This window comes from Herbidospora sp. NBRC 101105 (genome assembly GCF_030269205.1).
Taxonomy (GTDB): domain Bacteria; phylum Actinomycetota; class Actinomycetes; order Streptosporangiales; family Streptosporangiaceae; genus Herbidospora; species Herbidospora solisilvae.
Map to the genome: position 1 here is coordinate 116,142 of NZ_BSSX01000007.1, position 14,750 is coordinate 130,891.

The 14,750-nt window shown below is 70.9% G+C and carries 10 protein-coding genes; 9 read left to right on the forward strand and 1 reads right to left on the reverse strand.

The genetic code is table 11. The annotated features are described in order from the left end of the window. Positions 1 to 21 precede the first annotated feature (21 nt). The gene (locus QSK34_RS27250; protein WP_285587983.1) at positions 22 to 2,103 is read right to left on the reverse strand and encodes an alpha-1,4-glucan--maltose-1-phosphate maltosyltransferase; all 2,082 of its coding nucleotides are present in this window, start codon (positions 2,101 to 2,103) and stop codon (positions 22 to 24) included. Between the two features lie 349 nt (positions 2,104 to 2,452). Between QSK34_RS27250 and glgP the strand changes: the two genes are divergently transcribed. The 9 genes from glgP (at position 2,453) to QSK34_RS27295 (ending at position 14,743) form a co-directional block, all read left to right on the forward strand. Continuing rightward, positions 2,453 to 5,050, forward strand: a complete 2,598-nt coding sequence (glgP, locus tag QSK34_RS27255; RefSeq protein WP_285587985.1) for an alpha-glucan family phosphorylase — start codon at positions 2,453 to 2,455, stop codon at positions 5,048 to 5,050. A 108-nt stretch (positions 5,051 to 5,158) separates the two neighbouring features. Further along, positions 5,159 to 5,359 (forward strand): hypothetical protein, encoded by a 201-nt coding sequence (locus QSK34_RS27260; protein ID WP_161481818.1) that lies wholly within the window; start codon positions 5,159 to 5,161, stop codon positions 5,357 to 5,359. Beyond that, on the forward strand, positions 5,359 to 6,201 hold the full coding sequence (locus QSK34_RS27265; RefSeq protein ID WP_285587986.1) for a M55 family metallopeptidase: 843 nt from the start codon (positions 5,359 to 5,361) through the stop codon (positions 6,199 to 6,201). Before QSK34_RS27260 ends, QSK34_RS27265 begins: the two co-directional genes overlap by 1 nt. Next, complete coding sequence (locus QSK34_RS27270) at positions 6,198 to 7,694, forward strand: flavin monoamine oxidase family protein (protein WP_285587987.1); 1,497 nt, start codon at positions 6,198 to 6,200, stop codon at positions 7,692 to 7,694. Before QSK34_RS27265 ends, QSK34_RS27270 begins: the two co-directional genes overlap by 4 nt. After that, complete coding sequence (locus tag QSK34_RS27275) at positions 7,694 to 8,206, forward strand: YbaK/EbsC family protein (RefSeq protein ID WP_285587988.1); 513 nt, start codon at positions 7,694 to 7,696, stop codon at positions 8,204 to 8,206. The genes QSK34_RS27270 and QSK34_RS27275 overlap by 1 nt, the downstream gene beginning before the upstream one ends. Before the next feature lie 106 nt (positions 8,207 to 8,312). After that, positions 8,313 to 10,568 carry a serine/threonine-protein kinase gene (locus tag QSK34_RS27280; RefSeq protein WP_285587989.1) on the forward strand — a complete coding sequence of 752 codons (2,256 nt, stop codon included), beginning with the start codon at positions 8,313 to 8,315 and terminating at the stop codon, positions 10,566 to 10,568. Next, complete coding sequence (locus QSK34_RS27285) at positions 10,569 to 12,527, forward strand: protein kinase domain-containing protein (RefSeq protein WP_285587990.1); 1,959 nt, start codon at positions 10,569 to 10,571, stop codon at positions 12,525 to 12,527. It abuts the gene before it with no gap. A gap of 53 nt (positions 12,528 to 12,580) precedes the next feature. Further along, positions 12,581 to 13,807, forward strand: coding sequence for a serine/threonine-protein kinase (locus QSK34_RS27290; RefSeq protein WP_285587991.1), 1,227 nt, complete (start codon positions 12,581 to 12,583; stop codon positions 13,805 to 13,807). Between the two features lie 153 nt (positions 13,808 to 13,960). Next, positions 13,961 to 14,743 (forward strand): electron transfer flavoprotein subunit beta/FixA family protein, encoded by a 783-nt coding sequence (locus QSK34_RS27295; protein ID WP_161481823.1) that lies wholly within the window; start codon positions 13,961 to 13,963, stop codon positions 14,741 to 14,743. Positions 14,744 to 14,750 lie beyond the last annotated feature (7 nt).

Genomic DNA, 14,750 nt, shown 5'->3' on the forward strand with positions numbered 1-14,750 from the left:
CGGTTGTGCAGGCTGCGGTTTCTAAGGGCGGTGCGCTGACCCGTGACGCAGCGTGAAGATGTGTGCAGGATTGACATGCGGATCGAGACGCACGTAGTTGGCCTGCCGCCAGCGGTACGACTCGCCCGACAGCTCGTCGTCGACGACGAACTCGGCATGCCAGTCGAGACCCAGGGCCGGCATGTCCAAGAAGACGGTGCCCTCGTGGGTGTTATGTGGATCAAGATTGACGACCGTCAGCACGACATCGCCTATGGCGTGCCTTCGTGTGGCCGTGTCGTAGGCGCCCGGCAGCCGCTTTGAGAAGCAGATCACGGCCGGCTGGTCGACGCTGTGAAACCGTAGATTACGCAATTCCTGCAGGGCCGGGTGGGCTCTTCTGAACAAATTCAGCTGCGTGATGAACGGCGCCAGGCTACGGCCCTCACGTTCGGCCGCCTGCCAGTCACGGGGCCGATACTGGTACTTCTCGCTGTCGAGGTACTCCTCGCTGCCAGGGCGTACCGGGACGTTCTCCCCCAGTTCGTAACCCGCGTACACGCCCCAGGTCGGCGACATCATCGCCGCCAGGACCGCCCGGATCTTGAACGCGGGCAGCCCGCCGTGCTGCAGGTACTCGTGGAGGATGTCGGGCGTGTTGACGAACAGGTTCGGCCGCATGAAGTGGGCCGTCTCGCGCGAGAGCTCGGTCAGGTACTCCTCGAGCTCCGGCTTGCTGTTGCGCCACGTGTAGTAGGTGTACGACTGGTGGAACCCGACCCGCCCCAGGGTCTGCATCATGGCCGGCCGGGTGAAGGCCTCGGCCAGGAACAGCACGTCGGGGTCGGTGTTGCGGATGTCACGCAGCAGCCGCTCCCAGAACGCCACCGGCTTGGTGTGGGGGTTGTCGACCCGGAAGATCCGCACCCCGTGGTCCATCCAGTGGCGCACCACCCGCAGGACCTCGCGGTAGATGCCCTCGGGATCCTTGTCGAAGTTCAGGGGATAGATGTCCTGGTACTTCTTCGGCGGGTTCTCCGCGTACGCGATGCTCCCGTCGGCCCGGATGTTGAACCACTCGGGGTGCTCCTTGACCCACGGGTGGTCGGGCGAGCACTGCAGCGCCAGGTCGAGCGCGATCTCCATGCCGAGCTCGCGGGTGCGCGCCACGAAGGAGTCGAAGTCGTCGATCGTGCCCAGGTCGGGGTGGACCGCGTCGTGCCCGCCCTCGTCGGAGCCGATCGCCCACGGGCTGCCGGGGTCGTAGGGCTCGGGCGTGAGGGTGTTGTTCGGGCCCTTCCGGTACGCCGTCCCGATCGGATGGATCGGCGGCAGGTAGACCACGTCGAAGCCCATCTGGGCGACCGCCGGGAGACGCTTCTCGGCCGTCTTGAACGTGCCCGACTTGGGGGCGACGCCCTCTTCGACGATCGCGCCCTCGGAGCGCGGGAAGAACTCGTACCAGGACCCGAACAGCGCCCGCCTGCGGTCGACCATGACCTTGTGGCGGACGGTCCGGGTGACCAGCTCGCGCAGCGGGTGGGCGGCGATCAGGGCCTGCGTCTCGGGCAGCTGCGCGGCGGCGAACCGGGCCCGGGGGTCGACGTCGTCGTCGCGGAGCCGGGCGGCCATCGCCTGCAGCGCGGCCCGGTGGCCGCAGACGGGGTCCTTGGGCTTCGCCTTCGTGGTCGTCTTACGAGCTCTGAGCGGGGCGTCCGGGCAGTCGGCGGCGCGCACCGCCTTGGCGGCGCGGTCGAACAACCGCGCGCCCTCCTCGCACATCAGATCGGAGTCGAGCCCCCGCGGGATCTTGATCCCGGCGTCGTGCAGCCAGGTCGCGATCGGGTCGCTCCAGGCCTCGACACGGTAGGACCACAATCCCTCCGCGGGCAGCGTGACGTCGACGCCCCACCGGTCGGTGCCGGGCGCGAGCTCCCGCATGGGTCTCAGGCGGCCGGGCACGCCGTCGGGATCGAAGAGCACGACCCCGGCGGCCACCGCGTCGTGTCCCTCGCGGAACACGGTCGCGGTGATCTCGAAGGATTCCCCGGCGGCGGCCTTCGCGGGTCGCTTCCCGCAGTCGACGACGGGATGGATGTCCTGGATTGGGATTCTTCCGATCATCGTTTCTCAACGTAGCGACGGCACGCCCGGTACCGCCGGAGTCCACGGGGCAATTGTCGATCTTTGCTCTGTCTTGAGGCAGCACGAATCACAGCCCGCTGACCGGACCACTCGCTCGTACTGGAGTTGCCCTAATGCTCCCCCTTTACCCGCCAGAATGAAAGTCAGTCGGGCCGGTCAAACCCGCGTGTCATCCACGGGTCTCCGGAGGTTCGTGCGACGTACACGTACTCACCGTCACCAGGGTCGTTCGGTGAGGTTTGAGCAGGTATGCCAATGGTGAGTTCGCACTGTGTGGCGCGAAGTTCCGGCCACATCCACCCCCTCCGATCGCCTAGGGTCTGGCCACGTGAGAGCTATACGCAGGTTCACCGTCCGTACCGTCCTTCCGGCCGAGCTCGCGCCGCTTGGCGAGCTGGTCCAGAATCTCCGCTGGTCATGGCACCCGGAGACGATGGACCTGTTCGCCGAGGTCGACCCCGAGGTCTGGGAGCGGGTCGAGCACGACCCCGTGGCCCTTCTCGGCGCCGTCTCGGCCGAGAGGCTCCGCGCCCTGGCCCAGGACCGCCGCTTCCTGCGCCGCCTGGCCGACGCCGCCGACGACCTCCGCGAGTACATGACGGCGCCACGCTGGTACCAGACGCTGGAGGACGCGCCCGCCGCCGTCGGCTACTTCTCTCCCGAATACGGCATCGCCGCCGCCCTTCCCCAGTATTCGGGCGGCCTGGGCATCCTGGCCGGCGACCACCTGAAGGCCGCCTCCGACCTCGGCGTGCCGATCCTGGGCGTCGGCCTGCTCTACCGGCACGGCTACTTCACCCAGTCGCTGTCGCCCGAGGGCTGGCAGCAGGAGCACTACCCCTCCCTCGACCCGGGCGGCCTCCCCCTGACCCTCCTCAAGGAGGAGGACGGCAGCCCGGCCCGCATCCGCATCAGCCTCCCGGGCGGCACCGGCCTGCACGCCCAGATCTGGGTCGCCCAGGTCGGCCGCATCCCGCTGCTGCTGCTCGACTCCGACGTGGCCGACAACGACACCACCGCCCGCGACGTCACCGACCGCCTCTACGGCGGCGGCGGCGACCACCGCCTGCTCCAGGAACTCCTCCTGGGCATCGGCGGCGTGCGGGCCATCCGCGCCTACTGCCGCATCACCGGCCACCCCGAGCCCCAGGTCTTCCACACCAACGAGGGCCACGCCGGATTCCTCGGCCTGGAGCGCATCCGCGAGCTCACCGAGGCCCGCCTGTCGTTCGACGAGGCCCTGGAGGCGGTCCGCGCCGGCACCGTCTTCACCACCCACACGCCGGTCCCGGCCGGCATCGACCGGTTCCCGGCCGACATGATCGCCCGCCAGTTCGGCGGCGACAACGCCTGGCCGACCGTGCCGGTCGACCGCGTCCTGGCCCTCGGCGCCGAGCCCGACTCCGGCGACGGCGAGAAGGCCGTCTTCAACATGGCCGTCATGGGCATGCGCCTGGCCCAGCGGGTCAACGGCGTGTCGGTCCTGCACGGCGAGGTCAGCAGGGGCATGTTCCAGGGCCTGTGGCCGGGCTTCGACCTGTCGGAGATCCCGATCGGCTCGATCACCAACGGCGTGCACGCCCCCACGTGGGTCGGCCGCGAGGTCATGGAGCTGGCCGGCAAGGAGCTGCCGACGATCGTCGAGCGGGCCCAGGGCTGGGAGGGCGTCCAGAAGCTCTCCGACGGCGACCTGTGGACCATCCGCGGTCAGCTGCGCGCCAACCTGGTCACCGAGGCCCGCAAGCGCCTGCGCCGGTCGTGGCGGCAGCGCGGGGCCTCCGACGCCGAGCTGACCTGGACCGACGAGGCCCTGTCGCCCGACGTGCTGACCATCGGCTTCGCCCGCCGGGTGCCCTCCTACAAGCGGCTCACGCTGATGCTGCGCGACCCCGAGCGGCTGCGCGGGCTGCTGCTCGACCCGGTCAAGCCGGTCCAGATCGTGATCGCCGGCAAGGCCCACCCGGCCGACGAGGGCGGCAAGAAGCTCATCCAGCAGATCATCAAGTTCGCCGACATGGAGGACGTGCGCCACCGCATCGTCTTCCTGCCCGACTACGACATGACCGTCGGCCAGCTGCTCGTCCAGGGTTGCGACGTCTGGATGAACAACCCGCTGCGCCCGCTGGAGGCGTGCGGCACCTCCGGCATGAAGGCCGCCCTCAACGGCGGCCTGAACCTGTCGATCCGCGACGGCTGGTGGGACGAGTGGTTCGACGGCAACAACGGCTGGGCCATCCCGACCGCCGACGGCGTCTCCGACCCCGAGCGGCGTGACGAGCTGGAGGCCTCGGCCCTCTACGACCTGATCGAGCGCGAGGTCGCCGACCGGTTCTACGACCGGGCCGCCGACGGCCTGCCGCGCCGCTGGCTGGAGATGGTCAAGCACACCCTCAGCTCGCTCGGGCCGAAGGTGCTGGCCGGCCGGATGCTGCGCGACTACGTCGTCGAGCTCTACAGCCCGGCGGCCGGCGCCGCCAAGGCCCTGTCGGGCGACGGCTACGCCCAGGCCAAGGCGTTCGCGGCCTGGAAGCTGCGGGTCTCGCAGGCCTGGCCCGCCGTCCGGGTCGAGCACGTCGAGACGGCCGGCATCGGCGACACCCCGGAACTGGGGGCCGCCATGGAGGTCAACGCCACGATCGCGCTGGGCGAGTTGTCGCCCGACGACGTCGAGGTGCAGGCCGCCTACGGCCGGGTCGGCCAGCACGACGAGCTGATCGAGCCCAACCACGTGAAGCTGACCGTCGGCTCGCTCGACGACGACGGCCACGCCACCTTCACCGGGGTGATCCCGCTCGACCGGACCGGCGCGTTCGGCTACTCGGTCCGGGTGGTGCCCTTCCACCCGCTGATGGCCTCGCCCGCCGAGCTCGGCCTGATCGCGGTGCCCGAGGAGCCGGCCGGCATGACCAACGGCACTCTTCGCTGAGGATCTACCTCCGGGACGGGTCCTCCCTGACGGGAGGACCCGTCCCGTGCGGTTATTGTGACCATTGGGTGCGGAACGTTCCTCGCATCCCGGCTAGGGTTGCCGCTCATGCGGTCCGTCCTCCGCCTCATCCTTCGTGTGCTCGCCCCGCCCCGGCTGCGCCGGGCCGTCCGCGTCCGGGTCGACGCCCGGTACGTCACCCGGGCCGACCACGCGCAGGACATGAAGGAGGCGCTGTGGGAGATCCAGATGCTCCGCCGGGAAGTGGTGGCGCTGCGCCGTGAGGTCGAGCGATTGCGGAGCTACTGATGCGGGTTTACCTGTCCGTCGACATGGAGGGCGTCACCGGGCTCACCGACCCCGAGGAGATGCACCACGGCGGCCGGGGCTACGAGCGCGGTTGTGAGTTCATGACCGGCGACGCCAACGCCGTCATCCGGGGCGCGTTCGCCGCCGGGGCGACGCAGGTGCTGGTCAACGACGCCCACGGCTCGACCAGGAACCTGCGCATCGACCTGCTCGACCCGCGCGCCACCCTCATCCGGGGCCCCGGCAAACCCCACCGCATGGGCCAGGGCCTCACCGAGGGCTTCGACGCCGCGATCTTCGCGGGCTACCACGCGCGGGCCGGGGTCTCCCACGGCGTGCTCAACCACACGTGGATGGGCAAGGAGATCCAGAACGTCTGGCTGAACGGCGAGATCTGCGGCGAGACCCGGCTGGTGTCGGCGTTCGCCGGGTCCGTCGGGGTGCCGGTCGTGCTGGTCACCGGCGACGTCGCGGTCTGCGAGGAGGCGCGCGAGGTGCTCGGCGACGTCGAGACGGTCGCCGTCAAGCAGGGCATCGACATGTTCGCCGCCGAGCTGCTGCCGATCGCCGTGGCCCAGCGGAGGATCGAAGAGTCGACCGTCACCGCCCTCAACCGGCTGACCGACTTCCGGCCCTATGCGATCGAGCCGCCGTACACGCTCGAAGTGGAGTGGAACAGCACCGCCATCGCCTCGGCCTGCGCGATCATCCCGGGAACCCGGCGCAAATCGGCAAGGAACACCGAGTTCACAACGCCCGACTACCGGGAGATCATGGCACTCTTCGGGCTGTACGCCATGATCGCCGGCCAGGTCGCGTGCGGAAGCGGTGTATATGGGTGACGGGTGAATTAAGCCGCAGGGCTCTCCTCCACGGTCTCGGTATCGCCGGGGGAGCCGGGGCCATGCTGGCCGCGATGGGCGCCCTCGGCCTCGTGCCGGCGAGCCAGGCGAACGTCTACACCGCCCCCCAGCCGGGCGACTTCACCCTGACCGGCCGTTCGCCCAAGCGGGTCGTGATCCTCGGCGCCGGCATCGCCGGCCTGGCCGTCGCCTACGAACTGCGCAAGGCCGGGTACGACGTCACGATCCTGGAGGCCGCCAGGAAGGTGGGCGGCCGGAACCTGACGATCCGGGGCGGCGACGAGCTCACCGAGATCGGCGGCGCCACCCAGCGGGCCGCCTTCCGCGACGGCACCTACTTCAACGCCGGCCCGGCCCGCATCGCGCAGTGGATGATCACCATGGACTACTGCCGCGAGCTCGGCGTGCCCCTGGAGGTCTTCGTCAACTCCAACGCCGACGCCTACGTCCACACCTCGGGGAAGTCGATCCGGCTGCGCACCGCCCGCGCCGACACGCAGGGTCACCTCTCCGAACTGCTGGCCAAGGCCGCGAACCAGGGCGCCCTCGACGCCGACCTGACCGCCGCCGACAAGACCAACCTGCTCGACCTGTTACGCGAGTTCGGCCAGCTCGGCGAGCGGCTCACCTACGACGGCGGCGAACGCCGCGCCGACACCGGCCCGGTCCCGTCGGTCGGCGAGGTGCTCGGCTACCGGATCCCCTACGCGCTCACCTGGGACCTCGCCCACGACCAGGCCATGCCCATGTTCCAGCCGGTCGGCGGCATGGACCGCATCGTCGACGCCCTGGTCGCCAACGTCGGCCGCCACCGCATCAGGACCGGCACCCCGGCCACGAGGATCACCGACACCGGCCGCGAGGTCGTCGTCGAGCACCGGAACGGCGCGGTCACCGCCGACTACTGCGTCGCCACCCTGCCGCCGCACATCCTGGCCCGCATCCCGAGTTCGCTCCCGCAGCAGCTCGTCTTCCAGCTGGGCGGGGGCTTCCTCCTGGCCGGCGGCAAACTCGGCCTGGAGTACGGCCGCCGCTGGTGGGAGCTGGACGAGAACATCTACGGCGGCACCAGCGAGACCGACCTCGACATCGGCCGCATCTGGTACCCCTCCCACGGCTTCCACGAACGCCGGGGCCTGCTCGTCGGCTACTACACCGTGGGCGACCAGGCCGCCGCCTACGACCCCCTCTCACCGGCCGCCCGGCTGGAGCGCGCGCTGCGCGCGGGCGAACAGGTCCACGGGCCCCGTTACCGCAAGGACCTGCTGTCGGGCGTCTCGGTCTCCTGGGCGAACCGGCCGCACGTCGAGGGCATGATGGTCGCCGGCCTCCAGGGCGTGCAGCAGGCCCACGGGCGCGTCTACCTGGCGGGCGACTGGCTGACCGGCCTCGTGGCCTGGCAGGCTGGAGCCTTCGAGTCCGCACGCAAGGCAGTGCTCTCGATCCACGAGAGGGCGCTGAAGGAGAACTGATGCTCGACTGGGTCCCCGCCGCCGGCCGCCTCGATCTGCTGGCCGAACCGGTGGCGAAGGCCGTACCCGACCTGAAGGTCGACCTGCGGGCCACCGCCATCGACCCCGACCTGGCCGACACCGCCGCCTTCTGCGAGAAATACGGCGTCGCCCCGGAGGACTCGGCCAACTGCGTCGTCGTGGCGGCCAAGCGTGGCGGCGAGACCCGCTACGCGGCCGTCATGGTGCTCGCCACCCACCGGGCCGACATCAACGGGATCGTCCGGCGCCACCTCGACGCCCGCAAGATCTCCTTCGCGCCGATGGACGACGCCGTCTCGCTGACCGGGATGGAATACGGCGGAATCACGCCGATCGGGCTGCCGGAGGGCTGGCCGGTGCTCGTTGACGAAAACGTGACCCGCCGCGACTTCGTCGTCATCGGCAGCGGGCTTCGCCGGTCCAAGCTGGCGCTTTCCGGTGGTGATCTCGTCACCGCCACCCGGGGTGAGGTGCTGTTGCTCACTTTGTGACCGTAGGGTGGGAAACCGTTGGACCAATCCTGCCGTTGTACCGGGCAGGAATGTGGCCTGATGGTTCACTCATGGGCGGTGTTTTAGTCGGTATGGTGCTTAAGGCATGAATCAGGACGACCGACTTGGCCCCTACCGGCTGCTCCGGCGGCTCGGTGAAGGCGGCATGGGCGTGGTCCACCTGGCCCTCGATCCTCACGGCAGGCAGGTGGCCGTCAAGGTGCTGCGCCCGGAGGTCGCGGGCGACGACACCGCGCGCCGTCGGCTCTCCCGCGAGGTCGAGACGATGCGGCGGGTCCGCAACCCCTACATCGCCGAGGTCGTCGACGCCGACGTGACGGGCCAGCGGCCCTACATCGTCACGCGCTACGTCCCCGGCAAACCCCTCGACGACCTGATCAAGACCGACGGTCCGATGTCGGTCGAAGGGCTGCTCAAGGTCGCCTACGGCGTGGCCGACGCGTTGTCGGCCGTCCACGCGGCCGGGGTCATCCACCGCGACCTGAAGCCGGGCAACGTGCTCATGCTCGACGGCGACCCGGTGCTGATCGACTTCGGCATCGCGCAGGCGGTCGACGCGACCCGGCTGACCCAGACCGGCATGTTCATCGGCACCCCCGGCTACCTCGCCCCCGAGATCATCGAGGGTCACGAGGCCGGTCCCGAGGTCGACGTGCACGCCTGGGCCGGCACCCTGCTCTACGCCGCGACCGGCCTGCCGCCGTTCGGCAAGGGCACGTTGGAGATGATCTTCTTCAACATCACGTCGGGCAAGGCCAACGTCGACGCCGCCCCGGCGGTGATCCAGTCGGTGCTGCGCGCGGCGTTCCAGCGCGACCCCTCGCGCCGCCCCCGGGCGGTCGAGCTGCGCGAGCAGGTGGCCCGGCTGATGCCGCAGGCGCGGCGCCCCCGGGTGCCCGACGAGATCACGACGGTCCCCAACATCGACGACCAGACCGGCCAGCCGATCGCCGTCTTCGGCGTCGACGGCCCGCCGCCCACGCCGCGGCCCCCGTCGACCGACCAGGTCAACCAGCCGGTGGCCGGCCCGAAGGCCAACCCGCTGATCACCCCGGTCGTGCGCCGCCAGCCGACCCAGGAGGAGTACGTCTCCCTCCTGAACGACACCCCCTACGCGGGCCACCCGCCGAGTGACGTCCGCCAGAACCCGGGTTATCCGGGACAGACGGGTCCCGGCACCGGCTCATCCGGCTATCCGGGGCAGAGCGCGGCCCAGCAGCACGGGACCGGCCCTTCCGGCCTCGCAGGCCGGCCGAACACCGGGCCGAACACCGGCCCGAACCCCGGCCCTGCCGAGCCGACCGCGCCGCGCCCGGCCGTCAACCCGTCCGGTCCCGGGCACGTTCCCGGCCCGGGCGGCGGCGACCCGTTCCCCACGGTCCGGGTCACCGGCGACGACCTGCGCCGGGCCGGGCTCTCCGGCGAGGGCGACATCCCCACGCGGATGCCGGGCCGGCAGACCGGCTGGAACGACGGCGACATGCCGACCCGCCGGGCCGGTCAGGGCGGCTGGGAGCAGCCGCGCGACGGCGACCTGCCCACACGCCGGGTCCGGCCCGAGGAACTGCGCCAGTCGCAGAACCCGCAGCAGGCGTTCTTCGAGCAGCCCGCCGAGCTCTACGAGCGGACCCCGCAGGTCCACCAGCCGAAGCCGGCGCCGTTCCTGGAGACGCTGCGCGTCCCGCCGCCCCCGCCGCTGCACAACCCGGGCGCGCGTCCGGGCGCCATGTTGCAGCGCTCCCGGGCCTACGGCGTGGCGAGCGTGCTCATGCAGGTGGCGCTGCTCGGCGGCGCGGCGATCGCGCCGACGCTGGCCGCGCTGCTGATCATCCCGAGCGTCATCCTGTTCCGCGCCGCCGACATCGCCCAGCCGCAGCTCAACGGCCAGCGGCAGGTCAGCGCGGCGGCGGGCGACGTGTTCCGGGTCCTCAACGAGCCCGCCGCGCTGGCCCGATCGGCCGGGGCGACGCTGGGCCTCATCTTCTACGGCCTCATCCTCGGCATCCCCGTCACGTTGCTGCTGACGGTGCTCACGAAAATGGACATCCCCGCCACTCTCGGCTGGGGCGTCGCCGTCGCCCTCTGGACGATCTGCGCCGGCCCCGCCGTCGAGGCCCCCACCCGCCAGGTACGCCGTACGCTGGCATCGCTGTTCCCCACCAGGGGCATGGCGATCGGGGTCGCGGCCATCGTGGGGGTGGTGGCGGTGGTCCTCGCAGGAGTCGCGCTGTTGTCGCTCAGTTCCGACATCCACACGGCAGGTTTGATCTGGGGTTTCGACCTGCCGGAGCTGACACAACGGCTGGAACAACTGCGGAAATCAGGACTAGGGGGGTCATAGGTGGCCGCAACGGAAGCACCGGAGCGGATCGGTCCATACCGATTGCTCCGGCGACTTGGTGAAGGCGGGATGGGCGTCGTCCATCTGGGGCTCGACTCCGACGACCGCCAAGTCGCCGTCAAGGTCCTCCACCCACACGTCGCATCCGATCTGAAGGCACGCGACCGTCTCACTCGTGAGGTCGAGACGATGCGCCGGGTGCGGAGCGGCCGTGTCGCCGCCGTGCTCGACGCCGACCTGACCGGCGCCACGCCCTACATCGTCACCCGCTTCGCGCCGGGGCGCACGCTGGAGCAGCGGGTGCTCGAAGACGGCCCGCTCAAGGGCGACGAACTGACCAAGCTGGCCCGGGGGTTGTGCGAGGCGCTGGTGGCCATCCACCAGGCCGACGTCATCCACCGCGACCTCAAGCCGGCCAACGTGATGCTCGTCGACGACGGGTCCGGGACGTTCGAGCCGCTGGTCATCGACTTCGGCATCGCCCACCTGGTCAACGCCACCCGGCTGACCCAGACGGGCATGTTCGTCGGCACCCCCGGCTACCTCGCCCCGGAGATCATCCGCGACAGCGAGATCACCCAGGCGGCCGACGTCCACGCGCTGGCCGCGACCGTGTTCTTCGCCGCGACCGGCAAGCCGCCGTTCGGCCAGGGCACCTTCGAGGCGGTCTGTTACAACATCCTGGAGGGCAAGGCCCAGGTCGACGCCGCGCCCGCGTTCCTGCGCGGCTGGTTGCGGCTGGCCCTGGCGACCGACGCCGGCGCCCGTCCGACGGCCGGGTCGCTGCTGAAGCTCTCGCGCGCCCTCGACCCCACGGTGACGGTGTTCAAGGAGGGCGGCACCGCCGTCCAGAAGAACCAGTGGCCCGACGGCACCCGCGTGCTCTCCGACGGGACCCGCGTGCTGGCCGACGGCACCAGGGTCCTCAACGACGGGACCCGGGTGCTCACCGACGGCACCCGCGTCCTCAACGACGGCACCCGCGTGCTCGACGACGCCGTGCCCTCGGCCCGGCGCGACGAGACGTTCTCCGACCTGCTGCCGCCGGTCAACTACGTCGCGCCGGAGCGGGAGCCCCGGCCGCAGAAGGACTCGCGGCAGCGGCGACCGGGCAACGGCCAGCCGCCGCCCTACGTCCCGGCCAGTGTGCCGCCCTACCAGCCGCCGCAGTTCGCGCCGCCGCCCTACCCCGACCAGCGGGTGGCCGGCTTCCCGGCGCCGCAGCAGCAGCGCCCGGCCCCCGCGCCGCCGCCTTACAGCCCGCCGCAGGCGCAGCCGCAGCAGGACCGGCCACGATACAAGACCAGCCACCCGGTGATGGCGGCGCTGATGCTGGCCACGCTGGTCGGCGCGGCGTGCCTGCTGCCGGTCATGGTGAGCCTGTTCGCGATCGTGCTGGTGTTGTGCCTGCGGGTCGGCAACTCGCTGATCGGCGACCTGAGCGAGCGCCGCTCGATCCGGGGCACCAGCAACTCCGATCCGATGCGGGCCGTGCTCGGCACCCCCTGGGCGCTGGTCAAGGCGGTGCTGGCGACCGCGCTCCACGTCCCGCTGGGCATCCTGTTCGGCATCTGTGTGTGGGGCGCCTGCCGCTACCTGGGCGGGCTGACGACCGACGGCGCGGCGGCCTACGCGGCGGCGGCGTTCGTCGGCGGGTTGTTCCTGCTGCCGGGCGGGCGCAAGCCGCGCCAGGCGGTGCAGCGGGCGCTGGCGGGCGTCATCCGCAGCCCCGGCGCCGGCATGGTGGTCACCCTGGTCTTCGGCACGCTGGCGTTCTTCATCGTGATGACCGCGCTGTCGGCCGAAGCCGTCTGGACGCCCTGGCGGCCCCCGTCGGCCGTGATCGACGACCTCGTGGCCAGTCTCGGCAAGGGACAGGACACCGCGGTCAACCTGATCACCGGCCTGTTCGAAGACCTGATGAGCCAGATCGGACTGGGTTTCCTCGTCGGGAAGTGAGCCAGAGCCCGCGACGGGGCACGATGACTCGTGAATCCTGAAGGGAGCAGCCGGTGGAGTCGAGCGTCTCTAACGCCGGTCCCTATCGGCTGCTCTCCCCTCTTGGCAAGGGCGGGTTCGGCGAGGTCCATCTGGCGCTCGACGCCGAGGGGCGCACCGTCGCGGTGAAGGTGCTCCACCCTCACATAGCGGCCGACGGCTCGGCCCTCACCCGCCTGTCGCGCGAGGTCGAGACGATGCTCCGGGTCCGCGGGCCCCACATCGCCGAGGTCCTCGACGTGTCGCTCGACGGCGACCGCCCCTACATCGTCACCCGCTACGTGCCGGGCCGGGCCCTGTCGACGATCGTCGCCGAGGGGCCGGTCACCGACGACGCCGATCTGCTGCGGCTGGCGCGGGGCCTGGCCGAGGCGCTGGCGGCCATCCACGACGCGGGGGTCGTCCACCGCGACCTGAAGCCGGCCAACGTGATGCTGGCCGACGGCGAGCCCTATCTCATCGACTTCGGCATCGCCTCCGCGCTCGACCTGGTCTCGGTGACCGACACCGGGGCGGTCGTCGGCACCCCCGGATACCTGGCCCCCGAGGTCCTCGAAGGCCGCGAGGCCGGGCCGCCCGCCGACGTGTTCGCGTTCGCCACGACGCTCGCCTACGCCGCCACCGGCCGCCCGATCTACGGGCAGGGGCCCGCCCCGGCGGTCGCCTACCGGATCGTCCACCACGAGCCCGACCTGACCGGGGTGCCGTCATGGCTGGTCCCGATCCTGCGCGACGCCCTCGCCACCGACCCGGCGGCCCGTCCGACCGCCGCCCAGTTGCTGGCCCGCCTGGGCGCCCAGCGTCCGGTCACCGCTCCGGTCACCCCGGCGACGGCGAGCGCCCACCGCGAGGAGGAGACCGTCGAGCTGAAGGCGGCGGCCGCGCCGCCGCCCGACACCCGCTCGCCGGCCGAGATCGCCTTCGCCCGCCGCCGCGACGTGGTGCGGCGGCGCTGGGTGGTCGGCACCTGCGCGGTCGTCGGCCTGCTCGCCGCGACCGGCCGCGAGCACCTGCCCGAGGCCTCTCTCCTCCTTCTCGTCGTGTACGGTCTGGGGCTGCTCATCGACGCCATGTTCGGCCTGGCCGCCAAGGAGAAGGGGCGTGTCGTCCTCGACCTGTCGGCCATCGCGGGGTCGGTCGTGTTGTGGTGGGCGCTGAGCACCTTCTTCAGCACGTTCATCCTGCTGCTGGCCGTCGGTGCGGTGCTCTTCGCGCTGGGCGTGCTCGTCCTCGCGAGCTGACCACCCCCGCCGCGTCCTTCCAGAACATAGTTCGGTAGGGTGGAGGCAAGTGCACCATACGCGGGGTTTGTGAGTAAGCTACCCGTGGGTAACAAATAGCCAGTCGTCCGCTGCGGCGTCAGCCGTCTGAGTACGGGAGGTCGGCCACCGGCCATGAACATCGTCGTCTGCGTGAAGCAGGTTCCCGACACCGCGACCGAGCGCAAGCTGCGGTCCGATGACAACACGATCGACCGCAGCGCCAACGGGGTCATCAACGAGCTCTGCGAATACGCGGTCGAAGACGCTCTCAAGCTGAAAGAGGCCCACGGCGGCGAGGTGACGGTCCTCACCATGGGGCCCGACCAGGCCACCGACGCCATCCGCAAGGCCCTCGCGATGGGCGCCGACAAGGCCGTCCACCTGTCCGACGAGGCGCTGCACGGCTCCGACGCCCTCTCGACCTCCTACGCGCTGTCCCAGGCGCTCAAGAAGATCGGGTTCGACGTCGTCATCCTCGGCTCCGAGTCGACCGACGCCCGCACCGGCATGCTCGCCGCGATGCTCGCCGAGCGCCTGGGCGTGCCGCAGCTGACGCTCGCCAGCAAGATCGAGGTCTCCGGCTCGGAGATCAGCATCCACCGGCAGACCGACTACGGCTACGACAAGGTCGAGGCCACGCTGCCCGCCGTCGTGTCGGTCGTCGAGAAGCCCGACCCCTTCAAGCCGCGCTACCCCTCCTTCAAGGGCATCATGGCGGCCAAGAAGAAGCCCATCGAGAAGATCGGCATCTCCGACGCCGAGATCGACCCCGCCCAGATCGGCCTGTCCGCCGCCTGGAGCGTGGTCGCCGACTTCACCCCCGCGCCCCCGCGCGGCAAGGGCGTCGTGGTCAACGACGAGGGCGACGGCGGCACCAAGGCGGCCGAGTTCCTCGTCTCGAAGAAGTTCATCTAAGGGAGGG

Excerpts from the sequence above, each read along its gene's own strand:
- QSK34_RS27250 (WP_285587983.1), bottom strand. The coding sequence starts at position 2,103 with ATGATCGGAAGAATCCCAATCCAGGACATCCATCCCGTCGTCGACTGC.
- QSK34_RS27260 (WP_161481818.1), top strand. The coding sequence starts at position 5,159 with ATGCGGTCCGTCCTCCGCCTCATCCTTCGTGTGCTCGCCCCGCCCCGG.
- QSK34_RS27265 (WP_285587986.1), top strand. The coding sequence starts at position 5,359 with ATGCGGGTTTACCTGTCCGTCGACATGGAGGGCGTCACCGGGCTCACC.
- QSK34_RS27275 (WP_285587988.1), top strand. The coding sequence starts at position 7,694 with ATGCTCGACTGGGTCCCCGCCGCCGGCCGCCTCGATCTGCTGGCCGAA.
- QSK34_RS27280 (WP_285587989.1), top strand. The coding sequence starts at position 8,313 with ATGAATCAGGACGACCGACTTGGCCCCTACCGGCTGCTCCGGCGGCTC.
- QSK34_RS27295 (WP_161481823.1), top strand. The coding sequence starts at position 13,961 with ATGAACATCGTCGTCTGCGTGAAGCAGGTTCCCGACACCGCGACCGAG.